Source organism: Streptomyces sp. MJM8645, from assembly GCF_001625365.1.
In the GTDB taxonomy this organism is placed as follows: domain Bacteria; phylum Actinomycetota; class Actinomycetes; order Streptomycetales; family Streptomycetaceae; genus Kitasatospora.
The window spans coordinates 111,269-131,637 of the sequence record NZ_LJJF01000001.1; the positions used below are offsets into that span (position 1 = coordinate 111,269).

General features: G+C 73.2%; 16 protein-coding genes. 11 read left to right on the forward strand and 5 right to left on the reverse strand.

Going from position 1 to position 20,369, the window contains the following annotated elements; translation table 11 throughout:
• Positions 1-33: 33 nt before the first annotated feature.
• Positions 34-651 (reverse strand): TetR/AcrR family transcriptional regulator, encoded by a 618-nt coding sequence (locus A6F73_RS00470; protein ID WP_063345898.1) that lies wholly within the window; start codon positions 649-651, stop codon positions 34-36.
• Positions 652-1,150: 499 nt separating this feature from the next.
• Between A6F73_RS00470 and A6F73_RS00475 the strand changes: the two genes are divergently transcribed.
• From A6F73_RS00475 to A6F73_RS00490, 4 genes are all read left to right on the forward strand, one after another.
• Positions 1,151-1,432, forward strand: a complete 282-nt coding sequence (locus A6F73_RS00475) for a hypothetical protein (protein ID WP_063345899.1) — start codon at positions 1,151-1,153, stop codon at positions 1,430-1,432.
• A 90-nt stretch (positions 1,433-1,522) separates the two neighbouring features.
• Positions 1,523-1,885 carry a metalloregulator ArsR/SmtB family transcription factor gene (locus A6F73_RS00480; protein ID WP_063345900.1) on the forward strand — a complete coding sequence of 121 codons (363 nt, stop codon included), beginning with the start codon at positions 1,523-1,525 and terminating at the stop codon, positions 1,883-1,885.
• Between the two features lie 135 nt (positions 1,886-2,020).
• Positions 2,021-3,382: an MFS transporter gene (locus A6F73_RS00485; RefSeq protein ID WP_063345901.1), complete on the forward strand. Its 1,362-nt coding sequence runs from the start codon at positions 2,021-2,023 to the stop codon at positions 3,380-3,382.
• Positions 3,383-3,518: 136 nt separating this feature from the next.
• Positions 3,519-5,594 carry a heavy metal translocating P-type ATPase gene (locus A6F73_RS00490; protein WP_063345902.1) on the forward strand — a complete coding sequence of 692 codons (2,076 nt, stop codon included), beginning with the start codon at positions 3,519-3,521 and terminating at the stop codon, positions 5,592-5,594.
• On the opposite strand, the gene A6F73_RS00495 is transcribed toward A6F73_RS00490, so the two are convergent.
• From A6F73_RS00495 to A6F73_RS00505, 3 genes are all read right to left on the reverse strand, one after another.
• On the reverse strand, positions 5,561-6,733 hold the full coding sequence (locus A6F73_RS00495; protein ID WP_063345903.1) for an MFS transporter: 1,173 nt from the start codon (positions 6,731-6,733) through the stop codon (positions 5,561-5,563). The two genes, A6F73_RS00490 and A6F73_RS00495, sit on opposite strands and share 34 nt — an antisense overlap.
• A 152-nt stretch (positions 6,734-6,885) precedes the next feature.
• Entirely contained in the window at positions 6,886-7,845 is a 960-nt protein-coding gene (locus A6F73_RS00500; protein ID WP_063345904.1) for an AraC family transcriptional regulator, read from the reverse strand.
• Positions 7,842-8,630 carry a phytanoyl-CoA dioxygenase family protein gene (locus A6F73_RS00505; RefSeq protein WP_063345905.1) on the reverse strand — a complete coding sequence of 263 codons (789 nt, stop codon included), beginning with the start codon at positions 8,628-8,630 and terminating at the stop codon, positions 7,842-7,844. The genes A6F73_RS00500 and A6F73_RS00505 overlap by 4 nt, the downstream gene beginning before the upstream one ends.
• 272 nt (positions 8,631-8,902) lie before the next feature.
• On the opposite strand from A6F73_RS00505, the gene A6F73_RS00510 reads away from it, so the two are divergent.
• Positions 8,903-10,462 carry a metallophosphoesterase family protein gene (locus tag A6F73_RS00510; RefSeq protein ID WP_063345906.1) on the forward strand — a complete coding sequence of 520 codons (1,560 nt, stop codon included), beginning with the start codon at positions 8,903-8,905 and terminating at the stop codon, positions 10,460-10,462.
• Between the two features lie 101 nt (positions 10,463-10,563).
• On the opposite strand, the gene A6F73_RS00515 is transcribed toward A6F73_RS00510, so the two are convergent.
• On the reverse strand, positions 10,564-12,621 hold the full coding sequence (locus A6F73_RS00515; protein ID WP_107452791.1) for a glycogen debranching N-terminal domain-containing protein: 2,058 nt from the start codon (positions 12,619-12,621) through the stop codon (positions 10,564-10,566).
• Positions 12,622-12,787: 166 nt separating this feature from the next.
• On the opposite strand from A6F73_RS00515, the gene A6F73_RS00520 reads away from it, so the two are divergent.
• From A6F73_RS00520 to A6F73_RS00545, 6 genes are all read left to right on the forward strand, one after another.
• Entirely contained in the window at positions 12,788-13,822 is a 1,035-nt protein-coding gene (locus A6F73_RS00520; RefSeq protein ID WP_063345908.1) for a LacI family DNA-binding transcriptional regulator, read from the forward strand.
• Between the two features lie 64 nt (positions 13,823-13,886).
• Entirely contained in the window at positions 13,887-15,140 is a 1,254-nt protein-coding gene (locus tag A6F73_RS00525) for an extracellular solute-binding protein (RefSeq protein ID WP_063345909.1), read from the forward strand.
• Positions 15,130-16,206, forward strand: a complete 1,077-nt coding sequence (locus A6F73_RS00530) for a sugar ABC transporter permease (RefSeq protein WP_063345910.1) — start codon at positions 15,130-15,132, stop codon at positions 16,204-16,206. The genes A6F73_RS00525 and A6F73_RS00530 overlap by 11 nt, the downstream gene beginning before the upstream one ends.
• Positions 16,193-17,089: a carbohydrate ABC transporter permease gene (locus A6F73_RS00535; RefSeq protein ID WP_208869026.1), complete on the forward strand. Its 897-nt coding sequence runs from the start codon at positions 16,193-16,195 to the stop codon at positions 17,087-17,089. The genes A6F73_RS00530 and A6F73_RS00535 overlap by 14 nt, the downstream gene beginning before the upstream one ends.
• 69 nt (positions 17,090-17,158) lie before the next feature.
• A complete protein-coding gene (locus A6F73_RS00540) occupies positions 17,159-18,952 on the forward strand; it encodes a glycoside hydrolase family 15 protein (protein WP_107452792.1) in 1,794 nt (597 codons plus the stop codon).
• 176 nt (positions 18,953-19,128) lie between these two features.
• A complete protein-coding gene (locus A6F73_RS00545) occupies positions 19,129-20,358 on the forward strand; it encodes a hypothetical protein (protein WP_063345911.1) in 1,230 nt (409 codons plus the stop codon).
• The last annotated feature ends 11 nt before the right edge of the window (positions 20,359-20,369 follow it).

The following is a 20,369-nucleotide window of genomic DNA, read 5'->3' on the forward strand; positions in this document are numbered from 1 at the left end:
TGACCGGCCGTCGGCCATCGACCTGACCGCCCCTCACGGGCGGACGATCGGCAGCAACACCTCGTCGACGATCTCCGCCGGGTCCAGCTGCTCCGGCGCGCCGCCGCACATCTTGATCCGGTACAGCATCAGCGCCGGGACGACGTCGGTGACCAGCGGGGTGACGGACCCGGGGCGGACCTCGCCCCGGGTGGCACCACGGCCGAGCACCTCGGCGATCAGCGCGGCGGTGGGCTCCACCACCCGTTCCAGCACGATCGCCAGGAAGGTGTGGGCCCGCTGCTGGTCCAGCTCGCCCATGATGGCCCGCACGGCGGCCCCGGGCTCGCTCAGCATCGCCGCGCGCAGCCTGGTCACCACCTCCAGCAGGTCCCCGCGCAGGCCGCCGGTGTCGGGCGGCGGGCCGACCGGGGGCAGGCAGGCGCGCAGCGCGTCCTTGACCAGTTCCTCCTTGGAGGGCCAGCGCCGGTAGAGCGCGGCCTTGCCGGTCTGCGCGGCGGCGGCGACGCCCTCCATGGTGAGCCGGGCGTAGCCGTCGGCGGTGAGCTGCTGGAGGGCGGCCTCGAAGATGGCGTTCTCCAGCGCCTCACCGCGCCTGCGGAGCGGGGCGCCCGTCGCCGGTCCGCGCGCGACTGCGGGTTCAGCGGGCATGGCTGCGCACCTTCTTCGGCTCCACCTCTCGACACGCCCGTTCACCGGCTGTCCGTAATGAACGGATGTGTTCCCTATATCCAGGACCACTGTCGATGTTAGTGAACGAACCCGTCACGTCCCAATCGTTCGCCCCCCGGCCGTCGCGGGCCGCGCCGGCGCCGTCGGACCGGCCTGCCATGGCTCCCCTTCCCTCCTCGCCCGTACGACGCGGCCGCCCGCCCGCCGGACGCGCCGCCCGCCGGAGCGCGATCGCGTCCGGGCCGCAGGCCGTCGATGCACGGGGCCGCCGTCAGGACACCGTCAGTGACGGCGCCCGCACAGTCAAGGGGGCGTCAGGATCACCCGCCCCCCGAGGGTCCGCGGCCTAGGCTCGGACTCGTCCCCGCCCGGCTGACGCGGGCCCAGCGCCCCGTCACCGACCTCCGGAGCACCCTTAGCCGCCCACACCCGATCCGATCCGCCGTGTCGGACGATACGCAACGAAGGTGAGGTCCCCGTGGCCGTTCTCGGCGCCTTCCACCGCCGCCAGCCCCTCCCCGCCAGCTGGCCGGCATCCGCGCCGGCGCGCGGCTCGATGGCCGCGGCCCTGTCCGCGATCGTGCGCAGGCTCGCCGACAGCCCCCTGGACAACTCCGTGCTCCAGGCCGTGGGCGCCCCGACCGCCTCCAACGGCACCGGCGCCGCCCGCCGCACGGTGCGGATGCGGGCCAGCTGGCGGGCCGTCACCACCCCCGACGGCGCCCGCCGGCTCGAAGCCCGCTGGGGCCCCGGCCGCTGAACCGGGCCCGCCCCGGCGGCCCCGACAGCGCGGGGCCATCACGTGCGCACGCGTGCACGCATCGGGCGCACGCCGACCTACGATGAGCACATGAGCACAAGCACCGACCTGGCAGCTGCACACGGCTCGCAGGAGCAGGGGCAGGACAGCGGCGAGCGGCTGGACGTCGCCGCGTCCGTCCTCGCCCTGCTCGCGGACCGCACCCGGCTTGCGCTGCTGCACCGGCTCGGCGCGGGCGAGGCCGACGTCACCTCCCTCATCGAGGCCTGCGGGGCCCCGCGCACCTCCGTCAGCCAGCACCTCGCGAAGCTCCGCCTCGCGGGCCTGGTCACCACGCGCAGGGACGGGCGCCGCGTCGTCTACTCGCTGCGCCACGGGCACCTCCGGCGCCTGGTCGACGAGGCGCTGAACGTCGCCGACCACCAGATCGGCTCCCTCCCGCCGCACGACTGACCCAACCCCCGCCCCAGCCCCCCGCAGACCGGAACGGCAGCGAGGACCGCGCCATCGCAACTAACACGTGCACACGTATGCACGTGTTGGATACGATGGTGCCGCCGCACCACGCCGCCGACCGGGACGGGGCCGATGCTGTCCACACTGCGCAACCGCACCTACCGCCACCTGTTCGCAGCCCAGGTCATCGCCCTGGTGGGCACGGGCCTGGCCACCGTGGCGCTGAGCCTGCTCGCCTACGACATCGCCGGCGCCGACGCCTCGGCCGTCCTCGGCACCGCGCTGGCCGTCAAGATGGTCGCCTACATGGCCGTCGCACCGGCGGTCGGCGCCCTCGCCGACCGCATTCCGCGCCGAACGCTGCTGGTGGCGATGGACCTCACCCGCGCCGCCGTCGCGCTCGCCCTGCCGTTCGTCAGCCAGGCCTGGCAGATCTACATCCTGATCTTCCTGCTCCAGGCCGCCTCGGCCGCCTTCACGCCGGCCTTCCAGGCCACCATCCCCGAGGTGCTGCCCGCCGAACGGGACTACACCCAGGCGCTGTCGATGTCCCGCCTCGCCTACGACCTGGAGTCCCTGTTCAGCCCCGCGCTCGCCGCGGGCCTGCTCGCGCTGGTCCCGTACACCTGGCTGTTCACCGGCACCACCGCGGGCTTCCTCGCCTCCGCCACCCTGGTCGTCTCCGTCGTCCTGCCCAAGCCCGCCCCCGTCGAGAGGACCGGCGGCGCCTACGCCAAGGCCGCCTTCGGCGCCCGCCTGTTCTGGGCCACCCCCCGCCTGCGGGCCCTGCTCGCGCTCGACCTCGCGGTCGCCGCCGCCGGGGCGATCGTCTTCGTCGACACGGTCGTCGCGGTCCGCGAGCACTTCCACCGCCCGGCCGGCGCGGTCTCGCTCGCCCTGGGCGCCTACGGAGCCGGCTCCATGCTGACCGCCCTGCTCCTGCCCCGGCTCCTGCGGCGGCTCTCCGACCGCGCCGTCATGCTCCCGGCCGCCTTCGCGCTCCCCGCCGTCCTGGCCGCCGTCGCCGCCGTCACCGCCGCGGCCCCGGGCGGCTGGTCCTGGGGCGCGCTGCTGGCGTCCTGGGCCGCGATCGGCGCCGCCTGTTCCGCCGTCCTCACGCCGGGCGGGCGCCTGATCCGCCGCTCCGCCGCCGACGCGGACCTGCCGGCCGCCTTCGCCGCGCAGTTCTCCCTCTCGCACAGCTGCTGGCTGCTCACCTACCCCCTCGCCGGCTGGCTCGCCGCCGGCGCCGGTCTCCCGGTGACCGCCGTCGTCCTCGGCACCATCGCCCTGCTCGCCGCCACCGCCGCCACCTCGATCTGGCCCGCCCGCGACCCCGCCAGGCTCGACCACGTCCACGCCGACCTGCCCCCGGGCCACCCCCACCTCACCGACGCCCACCCGGCCGCGGACGGCTGGCTCCACGGCCACGACTACGTCATCGACCAGTACCACCGCCACTGGCCACAAGGCCTCACCGCGCGGGCCAACTAGCCAGGGCTACCGGGCGGGGCGACAACTCCATCACCCGGGAGGGTCAATCCAGCGGGAATAAATGAAGAGCTGTTCATGTATTCCTGTATGGTCGACGCGTCGCCCCGTCGTGTCCGCGTGGAGGAACACCACAGCCATGTCCGCAACCCTCACCGAGCGCCCAGCCGCCGCAGCCCCGCGCGGCGGCGCCGCTCCCAAGCGCCGTACGCGCGTCTTCGCGCTGGCCGAGGCCCGCTGGGCCGCCGCCGCGACCGTCGCCTTCCTGACCGCCCTGCCGCTCCAGCTGGCCGGCGCCCCGGCCTGGGCCTGGGGGCCGCTGTACGCGATCGCCTACGCCACCGGCGGCTGGGAGCCCGGCTGGGCCGGACTTCAGGCGCTGCGCGAGAAGACCCTCGACGTCGACCTGCTGATGATCGTCGCCGCGATCGGCGCGGCCTCGATCGGGCAGGTGATGGACGGCGCGCTGCTGATCGTCATCTTCGCCACCTCGGGCGCGCTGGAGGCGCTGGCCACCGCCCGCACCCAGGACTCGGTGCGCGGCCTGCTCGACCTCGCCCCCACCACCGCCACCCGCCTGCTGGACGACGGCGGCGAGGAGACCGTCGCCACCGAGGACCTGGTGGTCGGCGACACCATCCTGATCCGCCCCGGCGAGCGCGTCGGCGCCGACGGCCGCGTCCTGGACGGCGCGAGCGAGATCGACCAGGCCACCATCACCGGCGAGCCGCTGCCGGCCCCCAAGCAGCAGGGCGACGAGGTCTTCGCCGGCACCCTGAACGGCACCGGCGCCCTGCGGGTGAAGGTCGAGCGCGACGCCTCCGACTCGGTGATCGCCCGGATCGTCGCCATGGTCGAGGAGGCCTCGGAGACCAAGGCCCCCACCCAGCTGTTCATCGAGAGGGTCGAGCAGCGCTACTCCCTGGGCATGGTCTTCGCGACCCTCGCCGTCTTCCTCGTCCCGCTGGCCTTCGGCGCCGCCGTGACCGGCTCGCTGCTGCGGGCGATGACCTTCATGATCGTCGCCTCGCCCTGCGCCGTGGTGCTGGCCACCATGCCGCCGCTGCTCTCCGCGATCGCCAACGCCGGCCGCCACGGCGTCCTGGTGAAGTCCGCCGTCGTGATGGAGCGGCTCGGGCAGGTCGACGCGGTCGCGCTGGACAAGACCGGCACCCTCACCGAGGGCACCCCCCGGATCACCGACCTGCTCCCCCTCGCCGGCAGCGGCCTGGACGAGGACGAACTGCTGACCCTGGCGGCCGCCGCCGAGCACCCCAGCGAGCACCCGCTGGCCCGCGCGGTGGTCGACGCCGCCCGCCGGCGCGGCCTCGACCTGCCGGTCGCCGAGGGCTTCGCCTCCACCCCCGGCGTCGGGGTGACCGCCACCGTCTGCGGTGCCGTCATCGCGGTCGGCGCCCCCGCCCGGCTCCTCGCCGGCGCCGCCGACGCGCCCTCCACCGAGGCAGAGGCGGAGGCGGAGGCCACCGCCGTCGCCGTCGCCGTCGCCGAGGAACTGGAGCGCGACGGGCGCACCGCCGTCCTGGTCCAGCGCGACGGCGTCCCGGTCGGCGTACTCGGCATCGCCGACCGCCTGCGCCCCGACGCCGCCGCCACCGTCACCGCCCTGGCGGCCCTGACCGGCGCCGCCCCGGTGCTGGTGACCGGAGACAACCCGCGCGCCGCCGCCCGCCTCGCCGCCGAGGTCGGCATCACCGACGTCCGCGCGGGGCTGCTCCCCCAGGACAAGGTCGCCGCCGTGCAGGAGCAGGAGCGGGCCGGGCGCAAGGTGCTGGTGATCGGCGACGGCGTCAACGACGCCCCCGCCCTCGCCGCCGCCCACACCGGCATCGCGATGGGCCGGGCGGGCTCCGACCTGGCGCTGGAGACCGCCGACGCGGTCGTCGTCCGCGACGAACTCGCGACCGTCCCCACGGTGATCGCGCTGTCCCGGGCGGCCCGGCGGCTGGTCGTCCAGAACCTGGTGATCGCCTCGGTGTTCATCTCCGGCCTGGTCGTGTGGGACCTGGTCGCCACCCTGCCCCTGCCGCTCGGTGTCCTCGGCCACGAGGGCTCGACCGTCATCGTCGGCCTCAACGGCCTGCGGCTGCTGCGCGAGAACGCGTGGAAGCGCGCGGGCGCCACCGGGCCGCGGCCGGTTCAAGAGCTGGTTCAGAAGCCGGTTCAGGAGCCGGCGCGGGCCCGGCGCAGCAGGTAGGCGCCGGAGGCGGCGGCGAGCAGCGCCATGCAGGCGGTGAAGACCAGGCCGGCGTGGGCCAGGCCGATCGGCGCGGTGAGCAGGCCGATGCCGATCACCGGGATCGAGATGCCGAAGTAGGCGACCACGAAGAGCGCCGACAGGGCGCCGCCGCGGTGCTCGGCGGGCGCGGCGGCGGCGATCTCGCCGACCGCTCCGCGCAGGCCCATGCCCTGGCCGGCGCCGCCCACCAGGGCGCTGAGCACGAGCAGTGGCAGAGCCGTCCAGGCGAGGGAACCGGCCATCAGGGCCAGCCCGGCGATGAGCACCAGGCAGCCGATCGGGATCGCCCGGGCGGTGCCCAGCCGGGGCACCAGGAGCTGGCCGAGGATGGAGGCGAAGAAGGCCGTGCACACGATCAGGCCGACGACGGCCGGGCTGTGGACGTCCAGCCGCTGGGCGAGGAAGGCCGGGCTGACGGAGGTGAAGACGCCCAGCAGGGAGAAGCCCGCGAACGCGGCGAGCCCGGCCGGGACGAACACCCCGCGGACCTCCGGCGGCAGGGACGGCCGGCGCGGCCGGGCGGTGCGCAGCGGGCGGGCGCCGGTGACGGTCTCCGGCAGGAGCCAGGTGACGGTGAAGGAGGCGGCGAGCAGCACCAGGTGCACGGCGAACGGCAGGGTGAGGGGGTGGCGTGTGTACTCGGCGAGCAGTCCCGACAGCACCGGTCCGCAGCCCAGGCCGCCGATGTTGGCGGCGGTCGCGACGAAGCCCGCGCGGGCCTGGTGTCCGGGTGGGGCGAGTTCCAGGACGTACGCGGTGGCGGTGCCGGTGAACAGGCCCGCGGACAGGCCGGACAGCAGGCGGCCCAGGGCCAGCAGCGGGAGGCCGCCCTCGGCCAGGAAGGCGAGCGCGCTGCACGCGGCAAGTGCCAGTCCGCAGAGCAGGACGGGCCGGCGTCCGACGGAGTCGGAGACGTTGCCGACGAGCAGCAGGACGCCGATGACGCCGAAGGCGTAGATGGCGAAGACGACCGTCACCATCAGTTCGGAGAAGCCGATCTGCTCCTGGTACAGCCCGTACAGCGGGGTGGGCAGGGTGGTGCCCGCCATGCAGACGGCGAAGCCGGCGGCCGCCCCGAGGTAGCCCGCCCGGCCCATCGCGGGTCGCGCGGTCTGATGATCGGTCATTCGCCCACGGTAGGGCGGCCGTCGCCGTCGCAGCCACGGCTCGCGGGGCCGAATAGGCCGATCCGCCCAAGAACCGACGCCCGGCCCCGGCCACACCCACCCCCGGCGTGGTCGGCCATCGGCTACCGGATCGCGCCGCGGTCCGCGGACAGGCCGTGGGTGGTGCCGCCCCCGGCCCGCACCTGCGTCGGGAGCGCTCCCCAGTAGCGCCGGAACGCGGTGCTGAAGTGCCGGGTGTCCGCATAGCCGCAGGAGCGGGCGACGGCCGCGACGGACAGCGGGCGCAGCGCGGGATCGGCCAGGCGCTGCGCGGCGACGTCCAGCCGTCGGCGGGTCAGGTAGGCGATGATCGTGCACCCCGTCTCCTGCTGGAAGAGCCGTGCTGCGTGGCGCTCGCTCAGGTGGACCTGGGTGGCGACGTCCCGTACCCGTACCGGGCGGTCGAAGTTGTCGTCGAGGTAGCGGGTCATCCGCGCGGCGGCCGCCGCCGCGCGCCCACCCGGCACGGGCGTCGGGCGCGCGGCGGCGGGCAGGTCGGCGACGACGCGGGCGCAGGTGAGGACCAGCGCGGGGCCGAGGGCGGCCAGCAGGTCGGGGCTGGCCGGCCCCGGAGCCGCAGCCTCTTCGGCGAGTGTCGCCAACAGCCGGGGAAGCGGGGTTCCGGCGGCCGGGACGACCCGGCGCGGGCCGGCCGCGAGGGCGTCGAGCAGGGCGGCGGTCTCCGGGGAGCCGGGCCCGGCGGCCCCGCGCGGACCGCGTTCGGGGACCATCGTCCAGGACCAGAAGACGATGCCGAGCGGGTCCCGGGCGTCGGTGGTGATCTCGTGGACCTCGCCGGGGCGGGCCAGGAACAGCTCGCCGGCTCCGACCGGGTGCTCCAGCGCGCCGATCCGGAACGTCCCGCGCCCGGCGTAGGCGTAGCAGAACTCGAAGTAGGAGTGGCTGTGCCAGTAGTTGCGCCATGGCTCGGGCGGGTAGAACCCCCAGTCCACGAACTCGACCCGTCGTCCGGCGAGGGTGGTGCCCAGCCGCACGGAGTTGAGCAGGGGCAGGGCGGCGCCCGCCCGGGCCAGTTCGGTCATCTCGGCTCGCCCGCCCCGTCCGTCCTGCGCGCGGTGGGGTCGACGCCCCGCAGCATCATGCCCTGACCGAGGGACCAGGTGTGATCGTCCGTGGTGGGCCGGTCCGCAGGGTCCCGGAACTGTACCAGCCAGGTGGTGCGGGCCTGGTCGGAGGTGTTCAGCCCCGAACCGTGCACGGTGAGGTAGCCGAAGAACAGGACGTCGCCGGCCTCCGCCGGGCACGGCCGGGCGTCCTGGAGCCGCCAGGTGTCGGGCGGCAGGTGCCAGCTGCCGTCCTCGACGTGCGGCAGCGGGCCCTGCTGGTGGCTGCCGGGGACGGCCCTGATGCAGCCCTTCTCCTCCGGGGCGTCGTCGAAGTGGAAGACCGCGGCCGCGACGGTGTGCCGGGCGTGCGGGAAGAACGGGTGGTCCTGGTGCAGGGGGAAGGGGGAGCCGGTCTCCGGAGGCTTGATGAACATCTTCGTGTGGTGCAACTGGAGGTTGGGCCCGCCGAGCAGTGCGGCCGCGACGTCCGTGAACCTGGGGTCGACCAGCAGCCGGGCGAAGGCCGCCGAGTGGAACTGCGCGTCGTGGGCGTGCTTGAGGGCCGTGCGCCCGGCGGACGCACCCGCGACGGTGCGCGCGCTGGCCCAGGTCGGGTCGGCGTCGGAGTCGAGGCGGGCGGCCAGGGCGTGGCACTCCTCCCGCATCGCCGCCGCCTCCTGTCGGCTGATCAGGTTCTTGACGAGGAGGAAGCCGTTCTCGTGGTAGGCGGCGAGGTCGTCGGGGCTGAGGGGTTCGTTCATGGCCTCGACCGTAGGTGTGGGGACCGGGCCGGGCCGAGGGGCGATACGGACGGCCCGGTGGGTAATCCGGACATCGGCCCGCGCGTTCAAGTCCCTCCCGCCGGGCTGCGGCCGAGCAGGCGGGGGTGCTCCCGAGGCCGGGAGCGCCCCGCCTCGATGTCCGGGCACCGTCGCCTCGATGTCCTGGCACCCCCAACTGGCGTATGGCGCAGCCGAATCCGTTCGCGTCCGCCCTCTTGTCAAAGGTTAGTGATGTTTCCTAACTTAATGTCATGTCCGAGACCTCACGGCACTCCCGGCGCGACCTCCTGCGAGTGAGCGCGGCGGGCGGTGCCGCCTTCGCCGCGGGCAGCCTCCTGCTGCCCGGCGCCGCCCAGGCCGCCCCCCGTCCGACCGCCCTCGACACCCCGACCCTCCCCTCGCCCCGCAGCGACCAGACCGCCGGGTCCGCGCTGCGCCCCTTCGGCCGGCACCTGGCCTTCGGGGCCGATCCCTCCCAACAGGTCGTCGTCTCCTGGCAGGTGCCGGGCGCGGTGACCGCCCCCTTCGTCCGGATCGGCCTCCAGCCCGGCGACTTCGGCTCCCCGATCGCCGCCGAGGTCCGCACCCTGGTCAGCAAGCTGTCCTGGCAGCACCCGGTCGAGGACCAGCCCCTGGTCAAGCCCACCACCGTCACCCAGTACTACCTGCACGCGCAGGTCGACCAGCTGATCCCCGACACCACGTACTACTACGTCGTCGGCCACCAGGGCTACGACCCCGCGGGGCAGCGCGCCCGGCTCGGCGACGTGGCGAGCTTCCGCACCGCGCCCGCCCCCGGGCGCGGCACCGGGTTCACCTTCACGGCCTTCGGCGACCAGGGCATCGGGTACAACGCGGCCGCCACCGCCAACCTGATCGCCGGCCTCGACCCCGCCTTCCACCTCCACATGGGCGACCTCTCGTACGCCAACAGCGGCGGCAGCGGCAAGACCAGCGACCCCTACGACGCCCGTCTGTGGGACTCCTTCTTCGTGCAGAACGACCCCGTCGCCTCCCGGACCCCGTGGATGATGGCGATCGGCAACCACGAGATGGAGGCCTGGTACGGGGCCGACGGCTACGGGGGCGTCCGCGCCCGGTTCACGATGCCCGACAACGCCTGGGCGCAGTCCACCGGCATCTACTCCTGGCGCTGCCAGAACGTCGGCCTGATCAGCCTCGACGGCAACGACATCTGCTACAACACCGCGGCCAACCTGAACTACACCAAGGGCAAGCAGAAGAAGTGGCTGGAGAGCCGGCTCGCCGCGCTCCGCGCCGACACCACCATCGACTTCGTCGTCGTCTACCTGCACCAGTGCACGTACTCCACCTGCCACGACAACGGGGCCGAACTCGGCGCGCAGCAGGACTGGGCCCCGCTGTTCGACAAGTACCAGGTGGACCTGGTGCTCAGCGGCCACAACCACGTCTACGAGCGGACCGACCCCATCCGTTCCGGCAAGCCCACCCGCAAGGTCGCCTCCGGAGACACCGTCAATCCGCTGAAGGACGGCACGACGTACGTCGTCGCGGGCGGCGGTGGCGGCGGGGTCTACTCCTTCCCCGTCGCCGACACCTACCTCGGGCACGAGACGAAGAACGACTCCCCCGTCCCGATGGTGGTCGCCGATCCGAGCGGCCACAACCAGACCGTCAAGGTCACCTGGTCCAGGGTCCGTTACACCGGTTACTGCCTGGTGGCGGTCGACGTGACGCCCGCCGCCGCCGGCAAGCCGGCCCGCATGGCGGTGCGCTCGATCACCGAGGACGGCACCGCCGTGGACCAGTTCACCGTGCAGCGCGGCTGACCCGGCCCGGCGGCCGCGCCCGGACGGCCCGCGCCTACGCCCGGACGGCCCGCTCCCCGCCGGCCGGGCCGGGCGCGGCCGCCGGGCCGGCGGGGTGCGCCTCAGTGCTCCGTGGTGACGGTGAAGCCCTGCGGGGCGCGCAGGTCGACGGCTCCGGCGTGGTCGGTGGACACCTCGATCGGCAGGCCCGCCACCGTCAGGCCGGTGAACGTCAGCGACTCGTAGCCGGCGGGGAGTTGAGCGCGCACCCGGAGCCGCCGGTTGGGGGCGTCGGCCTCCAGGCCGAGCAGCGCCTGCACCACCTGGACGGAGGCCGCGGCGGCCCAGGCCTGCGGGCGGCAGGAGGCCGGGTAGGGGACGGGGCGGGCGAACTCGGCGCGCGGGTGGCCGCCGAAGAGTTCGGGCAGGCGGTGGTCGAAGGCCGCCGCCGCGCGGACCAGGCCGGCGGCCAGCGGCGCGGCGGCGTCGTGCAGCCCGGCGTGGGAGAGGCCGTGGACGGCGATGGCGCTGTCGTGCGGCCAGACCGAACCGGTGTGGTAGCCGAGCGGGTTGAAGCCGGCCGCGGCGGCGTCCAGGGTGCGCAGCCCGAAGCCGCTGTCCATGCCGGGGGCGGTGAGCCGGCCGGCGACCAGGGCACTCTCCTGCGGGTCGAGCAGGCCGGTGCCGAGCAGGTGGCCCATGTTGGAGGCGATCGAGTCGACCTGGTGCTTGCCGCCGTCGAGGGCGACCACCGGGTACGGGCCGTGCGCGTCCTCGGTCCAGAACCGGTCGCGGAAGCGCAGCCGCAACTCCTCCGCCCACTGCCGCCAGCGGTCGGCGCCGGGCCGGCCGAAGGCCTCCAGCAGGTCGGCCGAGGCGACGGCGGCCTCGTAGGCGTAGGCCTGGACCTCGCTGAGCGCGATGGGGGCGTCGGCGATCCGGCCGTCGCGGAAGCGGATGCTGTCGGAGGAGTCCTTCCAGCCCTGGTTGGAGAGCCCCTTGCCGGAGCTGTCGACGTACTCCAGGAAGCCGTCGCCGTCCGCGTCGGCGTGGTCGGCCAGCCAGGCGAGGGCGGCCTCGGCGTGCGGCAGCAGGTCCTCGACCTGGTCCTCGGGCATGCCCCAGCGCCAGGCGTCGTGCAGGAGGGTGAGCCACAGCGGGGTGGCGTCGGCCGTGCCGAAGTAGCAGGGCGGCAGGTGGGAGCCGTTGTCGAGGTGCTGCTCGTCGCGGCGGACCTCGTGGAGGATCTTGCCGGGCTGCTCCTCGGTGGCCGGGTCGAGGGCGCGGCCCTGGCGGCGGGCCAGGGTGCGCAGCGTGCCGGCGGCGAGTTCGGTGCCGAGCGGGAGCATCATCCGGGCCGCCCAGAGGGAGTCGCGGCCGAACAGGGTGAGGAACCAGGGGGCCCCGGCGCCGAGGAAGTGGTCGCCGGGCTCCAGCGGGTCGGTGAGCAGGAGGCCGCGCAGGTCGTGGTGGGAGCGGGCGATCCAGTGCGCGAGGTGGTGGTCGCGGCCGGTGATCCCGGGGGTGCGCCACGGGGCGGCGTCGGCGGCCGGGGCGGGGAAGAGGTCGCCGTCGCGGTGCTCGGCGGTGCACTCCAGGACGGCCTGCCAGCTCTGGCCGGGGGCGAGTTCGAGGTCGAAGCCCAGGGTGCCGGTGTCGGCGGCGAGGTGGTCGGGCGCCGGCTCGACGGTGAGGGCGGCGCTGAGCGGGCCCTCGCTCCAGCGCAGGCCGTTCGGGCCGGCGGTGGGCGTGAGTGCCTGGGTGGCGCGGCCGGCCTTGACGGAGTCCATCGCGGCGAAGTCGCTCTCCGCGCGTACGTCCAGGCGCAGGCGGGCGGTGAGGTCGCCCGCGTTGCGGACGGTGTAGCGCTCGACGAGGCGGCCGGGGTGCAGCTCCCGGCGGCGTTCCAGGGTGACGGCCGGGTCGGGGGTGAGTTCGGCGATGCCGCGCAGCACGGTGACGAAGGTGGTGCGTCCGTCCTCGCCGAGCGCGGTGGCGACGGGGGCGTTGGGGACCGCGGCGACGCCGGCCTCCAGGCGGGAGAGGATCCGGCGGTCCCCGTGGTAGAAGCCGTCCGCGCCTTCGCCGATCCGCCCGTCCGGGCGCGAGGCACAGAAGCTCGGGGCGGCCACGGAGAGCTGGGCGTCGTGCAGGAACGGCTGCAGGGCGATCGCTGACATGGTCTCTTCATCCTCGTTTTGGGGCTTGACAGTTGCTTCCACTCGGGCGCAACCTTTCTGCCATTGGAGCGTTCCAAGACATTAACCCCCCTGGTGGGGAAGATGGAACCCCGTATTGGAACGCTCCAAGATCTTGTCAATGAAGACAGAACCTAGGATCGCCGTCATGCATGCACACTCATCGCCCCGGCCCAGGACAGGGTCCGCCGCGACCCTGGAAATGGTCGCCGCCCGGGCCGGCGTGGGCCGTCAGACGGTGTCCAACGCGATCAACTCGCCCGAGCTGCTGCGCCCGCAGACGCTGGAACGGGTCCAGCGCGCGATCGACGAGCTCGGCTACCGCCCGCACCGGGCCGCGCAGGCACTCAAGACCAGGGCCAGCCGGCTGATCGGCTACGGCATCCGCTCCAGCAGCACCGGCGTCCCGACCCCGGTCCTGGACCAGTTCCTGCACTCCCTCTCCGAGGCCGCCGACCAGGCCGGCTACCGGGTGGTGCTGTTCGCCGTCGCCCCCGGGGACGACGAACTCACCAGCTACCAGCAGCTCCTCGACGAGCACGGCGCGGACGGCTTCGTCCTCAGCAGCACCGACCGCGGCGACCGCCGCCAGGGCTGGCTGCACGAACGCGGCGTCCCGTACGTCGCCTTCGGCCGCACCTGGTCCGGCCGGGACGTCGGCGACTGGGTCGACGTCGACGGCTCCGCCGGGACTTCGGCCGCCGTCCGGCACCTGGCCGGGCTCGGCCACCGCAAGATCGGCTTCCTCGGCTGGCCGAAGGGCTCCGGCGTCGGCGACGACCGCGCCCGCGGCTGGCAGAGCGCGATGCGCGAACTGGGCCTGCCCACCCGGGGCCGCCGGGCCGAGAGCCCGGACGACCGGACGAGCGCCACCGAGGCCGCCGAACGGCTGCTCGCGACCGGCGCGACCGCGGTCGTGACCGCCAGCGACACCCTGGCGCTCGGCTGGTACCAGGCACTGCGCCGCGACGGCCGCACCCCCGGCCCGGACGCGGCCGTCATCGGCTTCGACGACTCGCCGATCGCCCCCCTGCTGTTCCCGTCGCTGTCCAGCCTCGCCCAACCGCTCGACGCGGTCGGCCGCGAGTGCATGCGGCTGCTGCTGGAACGCCTCGGCGACCACCAGCGGCCGACCGAACACGTGCTCCTGGAACCGGAGCTGGTCCTGCGCGAAAGCGTCTGACCGCCACTCCCCCCCGAAACCATCTCCGCCCACTCCCCCACCCACCCTCGCAAGGAGATCCCGCATGGCCACCTCCCGCACCCTCGCCGCGGCAGCCGTCTGCGCGGCCGTCACCCTCGGCGCCGTCACCGGCTGCTCCTCCTCCGGCGGCTTCGGCGACTCACCGGCCAAGCAGTCCTCCGGCGGCAACCAGAGCCTGACGGTGCTGATCGCCACCTCCGGCGAGGCCGAGACGGCCGCGGTCAAGGCCGCCACGGCCGACTGGGCCAAGAAGACCGGCAACACCGTCACCGTACAGATCGCCAGCGACATCAACCAGCAGCTCGGCCAGGCCTTCGCCGGCGGCAACCCGCCGGACCTCTTCTACGTCAACTCCGACCAGTTCGCGAACTACGCCAAGGGCGGCTCGCTGTACGCCTACGGCGACCAGATCCCGGACGCCGCCGACTTCTCCGAGCCGCTGCGCAAGGCCTTCAGCTACGACGGCAAGCTCACCTGCCTGCCCAAGGACACCTCCACCCTGGGCCTGGCGATCAACACCACGCTGTGGCAGCAGGCCGGCCTGACCGAGGCCGACTACCCGACCAGCTGGCAGCAGCTCTCCGACGACGCCGCCAAGCTCACCAAGGACGGCGTGACCGGCCTGGTGACCGCCCCCGACTACCAGCGGCTCGGCGCCCTGCTGAAGGAGGCCGGCGGCTGGATCACCAACCCCGAGCAGACCGCGATGACCGCCGACAACCCGGCCAACAAGCAGGCGCTGGAGTACGTGCAGTCGATGATGAAGGCCGGCTCGGCCAAGTACGTCGCCGAGGTGGACGCCGGCTGGGGCGGCGAGGCGCTCGGCAAGGGCAAGGCCGCGATGACCATCGAGGGCAACTGGCTCAAGGGCGCGATGGCCAAGGACTACCCGAACGTCCAGTACAAGGTGCTCCCGCTGCCCGCCGGCCCGGCCGGCCCCGGCACCCTCGCCTTCAGCAACTGCTGGGGCGTCGCCGCCAAGAGCCAGCACCAGGCGGCCGGGGTCGACCTGGTCAAGCACCTCGCCTCCGCCGACCAGCAACTGGAGTTCGCCCAGGCCTTCGGCGTGATGCCCTCGCGCACCAGCGCGCTGAGCGCCTACGCCCAGAAGTACCCCGAGTCCAAGGCCTGGGTCGACGGCGTCGCCAACGCCCAGGCGCCGGTCACCATCGCCGGGTTCACCAAGGTGCTCACCCAGTTCAACACCGACCTCCAGTCGCTGAAGACGGGCGACCCGGCGGCCATCCTGGCCACCCTCCAGCGCAACGGCGAGCAGGCCATCAAGAATGCCAAGTAACAGCTCCACCGGCACGATACGCCGGCGCGGCCTGCGCGAGGGAGCATGGGGCTGGCTGTTCGCCGGCCCCATGGTCCTGGTCCTCGGCCTCTTCATGGTCCTGCCGATCGGGATGGCCCTGTGGGTCAGCCTGCTGCACTGGGACGGCCAGTCCAACCCGTTCAGCGGCAGCGCGGACTTCATCGGCCTGGACAACTACCGCCGGCTGTTCGCCGAGGACGGCCTGGACCGCACGCTGTTCGCCACCTCGATGCGCAACACGCTGTACTACGTCCTGCTGACGGTGCCGCTGCAGACGGTGCTGGCGCTGCTGCTCGCCATCCTGGTCAACCAGCGGATGCTGCGCGGCCGGGGCGCCCTGCGCACGGTGTTCTACTTCCCGTCCGTCACCAGCTCGATCGCGATCTCGACGGTCTTCCTGTTCCTCTTCCAGGGCAGCGGCGCCGTCAACCGGATGCTGGGCTGGCTCGGGGTCAAGGGGCCGAACTGGTTCGCCGACCCGCGCGGGGTGATCTGGCTGGTGCTCGGCTGGTTCGGCCTGGACCAGCCCGCCCCGGGCACCGGCGGCCCGCTCGGGCTGTCCTGGTCGGAGTGGTTCGCCGGGCCCTCGGTCGCGATGTGCACGCTGATCCTGATGGCGGTGTGGACCACCTCCGGCACCTTCATGCTGATCTTCCTCGCCGCCCTCCAGGACATCCCGCGCGAACTGGAGGAGGCCGCCGCGCTCGACGGCGTCAACCGCCGCCAGCTGCTGCGCCACGTCACCCTGCCCGCGCTGCGGCCCGTCCTGTTCCTGGTGCTGACCCTCGGCCTGATCTCCACCTGGCAGGTCTTCGACCAGGTGTACGTGATGGGCAAGGGCGCGCCCGGCAACACCACCCTCACGCCCGCCTACCTGTCCTACTCGGCCGGCTTCGACAACGCCGACTTCGGGCAGGGCGCCGCCATCGCGTTCGTCCTGCTCGGCCTGATCCTGCTGCTCACCGCCGTCCAGCGGTGGGTCCTGCGGGAGCGGGACGGCAAGCCCCGCCGCAGCCCGAAGGGAGCCCGCCGTGCCGCACGCTGACCGCAAGCCCGCCGTGGACAAGCCGATCCTCGGCCGCTTCCCCCGGCCGCTGCGGATCCTCGGGTACGCCGTCCTGCTCGGCTTCGCGCTGCTCTACCTGCTGCCGTTCCTCCTGCAACTGGTGAACAGCTTCAAGACCGACCCGGACGCGGCCGCCCACCCGATGTCGGTGCTGCCCGACGGCGGCACCCTGGCCTCCTACCGGCGGCTGTTCGGTCTGGCGGAGGGCGTCGAGAACATCCCGTTCCTGCGCTGGCTGGGCAACAGCGTGGTGGTGACCGTCCTGGTGACGGCCGGCCGGGTGCTGTTCGACTCGATGGCGGGCTACGCGCTGGCCCGGATCAGGTTCCCCGGCCGCCGGCTGCTGTTCGCCTTCGTGCTGGCCGTGATGGCGGTGCCGGGCGTGGTGCTGCTGATCCCGAAGTTCCTGGTGCTGAAGAGCTTCGGCATGTTCGACAGCTACAGCGGCATGATCCTGCCGCTGCTGGTCGACGCCGCCGGGATCTTCATCATGAAGCAGTTCTTCGAGTCGGTGCCGCGCGAGATCGAGGAGGCGGCGCGGATCGACGGCGCCGGGACGTTCCGGATCTTCTGGTCCGTCGTCCTGCCGATGTCCCGGCCCTCGCTGATCACGCTCACCGTGCTCTCCTTCCAGGGCTCCTGGAACGAGTTCACGCACTTCCTGGTCTCCACCCAGTCCAGCGAGCACGACACCCTCACCACCGGTCTGGCGCACTTCGTCTCCGGCGGCCTCGGCTCCGGGACGCAGTACCCGCTCAAGCTGGCTGCGGCGCTGGTCTCCACCCTCCCGGTGGCGATCCTGTTCTTCTGCTTCCAGCGCCACTTCGTGCGCGGCGCCAACTCGGGCTCGCTCAAGGAGTGAGCCCGGCCCGGCCCTGCCTGTACACCCCCCTCTGCCGAACCTTCCTGTGAACCCTTCTTGGAGAACCACGTGCCCGCCCGCATCGAGGACTACGCGCTGATCGGCGACATGCAGACCGCCGCCCTGGTCGGCAGGGACGGCGCCGTCGACTGGCTGTGCCTGCCCCGCTTCGACTCCCCGGCCGTCTTCGCCGGCCTGCTGGGCACGGACGAGCACGGCTTCTGGCGGATCGCCCCCGGTGACGCCCCGCCCGCCCACCGGCGGCGCTACCGGGGCGACTCGCTGGTCCTGGAACAGGAGTGGGACACCGCCGGCGGTACCGTCCGGGTCATCGACTTCATGCCGCCGCGCGGCACGGCGGCCCCGCAGCTGATCCGGATCGTCGAGGGCCTCGCCGGCACCGTCCGGATGCGCTCGGCCCTGCGGATGCGCTTCTCCTACGGGCGCATCGTGCCCTGGGTGCACAAGGTCACGGACGGCACAGGCGCCCGCACCGTCGCCGTGGCCGGGCCCGACTCGGTGTGGCTGGACGGCGAGTCCGAGACCTACGGCCGCGACCTCACCACCTACGCCGACTTCACCGTCACCGCCGGCGAGCGGATCGCCTTCGCCCTCACCTGGCAGGCCTCCCACCTCGGCGCCCCCGACCGGCCGGACGCCGAGCAGGCACTCGCCGCCACCGAGGAGTTCTGGCGCGACTGGGCCGCCCAGTGCACCTACCAGGGCCCCTACCGCGAGGCCGTGATCCGCTCCCTGATCACCCTCAAGGGCCTCACCTACGCCCCCACCGGCGGCATCGTCGCCGCCCCCACCACCTCACTGCCCGAGGACATCGGCGGCGTCCGCAACTGGGACTACCGCTACACCTGGCTGCGCGACGCCACCATCACGCTCTCCTCGCTGCTGCGCACCGGCTACCGCGACGAGGCCAAGGCCTGGCGCGAGTGGCTGCTGCGCGCCGTCGCCGGCGACCCGGAGAACCTCCAGATCATGTACGGCATCGCCGGCGAACGGGAGCTGGTGGAGACCGAACTCGACTGGCTGCCCGGCTACGAGGGCTCCCGCCCCGTCCGGATCGGCAACGGCGCCGCCGGCCAGCTGCAACTCGACGTCTACGGCGAGGTCGTCGAGGCCCTGCACCTCGCCCAGCACACCGGCCTGGCCCGCAACGACCACGCCCACCTGCTGCAACTGCGGCTCATCTCCTGGCTGGAGGAGCACTGGCAGGAGCCGGACGAGGGCATCTGGGAGGTCCGCGGCCCGCGCCGGCACTTCGTCCACTCCAAGGTGATGGCCTGGGTCGCCGTCGACCGGACGGTCCAACTGCTGGAGCAGACCGACTGCGAGGGACCGCTGGAGCGCTGGCGCGCCCTGCGTGACACCATCCACGAGGACGTCTGCACCCACGGCTACGACCCGGAGCGCAACACCTTCACCCAGTCCTACGGCTCGCAAGAACTCGACGCCTCGCTGCTGCTCATCCCCCAGGTCGGCTTCCTGCCGCCGGACGACAAGCGCGTCATCGGCACCGTCGAGGCGATCCAGCGCGAACTGTCCACCGAGGACGGCTTCGTGCTGCGCTACCCCACGAGCGGCGGGGTGGACGGCCTGCCGGGCGACGAAGGCGCCTTCCTGGCCTGCTCGTTCTGGCTGGCCGACGCCCTGGCGATGATCGGCCGGACGGACGAGGCGCACCAGCTGTTCGACAAGCTGCTGTCCATCCGCAACGACCTCGGGCTCCTGGCGGAGGAGTGGGACCCGCGGCTCAAGCGCCAGGTCGGCAACTTCCCGCAGGCCTTCAGCCATGTGCCATTGATCGACACCGCGCTGCGCCTCGGCCGGGGCTGCGGCGGTCCGAAATAATCGGCCACCCCCTTGTTGATGATGTGATCAAATGTGTAAGCACTGTGGCGCCTGACGCCACCGGGGAGGGACCGGTCTGACCATGTGGTCAGACCCCGCCATACAGGAGACGTACCATCAACACCGCCATTCGCCGGGCCGCGCGCGGAACCGTTCCCGTCGCCGTCACCGCATCCGTGCTCGCCGCCGGCCTGGCCGCCTGCGGCACCGTCGAGCAGCTGTCCGCCGCGCAGAAGGTGTCCAAGGCCTTCACCAAGGTCGGCGAGGGCAAGGCCGCCGGCCTCACGTTCTCCGTGGACGCCACTCCCGAGCAGATCATCGCCTTCGGTGCGGCCACCGGCGACAAGGTCGACCCGAAGAGCGCCGACGCCGTGTCCGGGCTGAACTTCTCCGTCGCGGTGTCCGCCGACAAGCCGCTGAAGGACCTCGACACCTTCAAGAACGCGCAAAGCAACGGCGCCGACAAGGACCTGACGCTCGACAAGTCGGTACGCCTGTCCTACGTCCTCTCCGACCGGAAGGGCGCCGCGCTGCTGGAGTACCGCCAGGTCGACGCCAAGGCGTTCCTGCGGGCCGACGCCAAGGGCCTGGTGAAGCTGGTCGGCGAGGACCCGTCGCAGGTCGACGCCATCAGCAGCGGCCTGCCCGCCGAACTGAAGCCGGTCAAGGACGTGCTGGCCGGCAAGTGGGTCTCCTTCGACCTGCAGAAGCTCGCCGACGACAGCAAGAAGTTCGACGGCGCCAAGGCCACCCCGAGCGCACAGCCCTCGCTGGACCCGGAGTCCGCCAAGCAGCTGACCAACTCCCTCAAGGACGTGCTGTCCCGCACCGTCACCTTCGAGGACAAGGGCAAGAAGGACGGCGCCGAGCACATCTGGATGAGCGCCCCGGGCCGCCAGCTGGCCGACGAACTGCTGAAGGCCGTCAAGCCGCTGGCCGCCAAGTTCCCCCAGCAGTTCGGGAAGCTCCCCACCTCCGTCCCGAGCACCGTGCGCGAGGACAAGGTCGGCGCCGACCTCTACCTGAAGGACGGCAAGCTCTCCGCCGCCACCTTCGACCTCGCCCAGCTGGAGGCGAAGGCCGCACCGGGCGTCAACTTCCCGGTGAAGCTCGCCTTCAACCAGAACGCCCCGACCGTCGAGGCCCCCGCCGACGCCGTCACGCTGACCAGCGACGACATCCAGAGCACGATGCTCACCCTCCTCACCTCCGGCGCCACCAGCGGAGGCAAGGGCGGCACCGCCCCGGGTACCCCGGGCACCCCGGCGCTCACCCCCGGCAAGCCCCTGACCCCCGCCCAGGCCGAGGAGCTGAAGGCCCTCGGCCTGCCCCTGGCGCAGCAGGAGATGTTCAGCAAGCTCGGCATGGGCTACGAGGACATGAAGAGCCTCGCCCAGGAGGGCTGATCGCCGGCTCT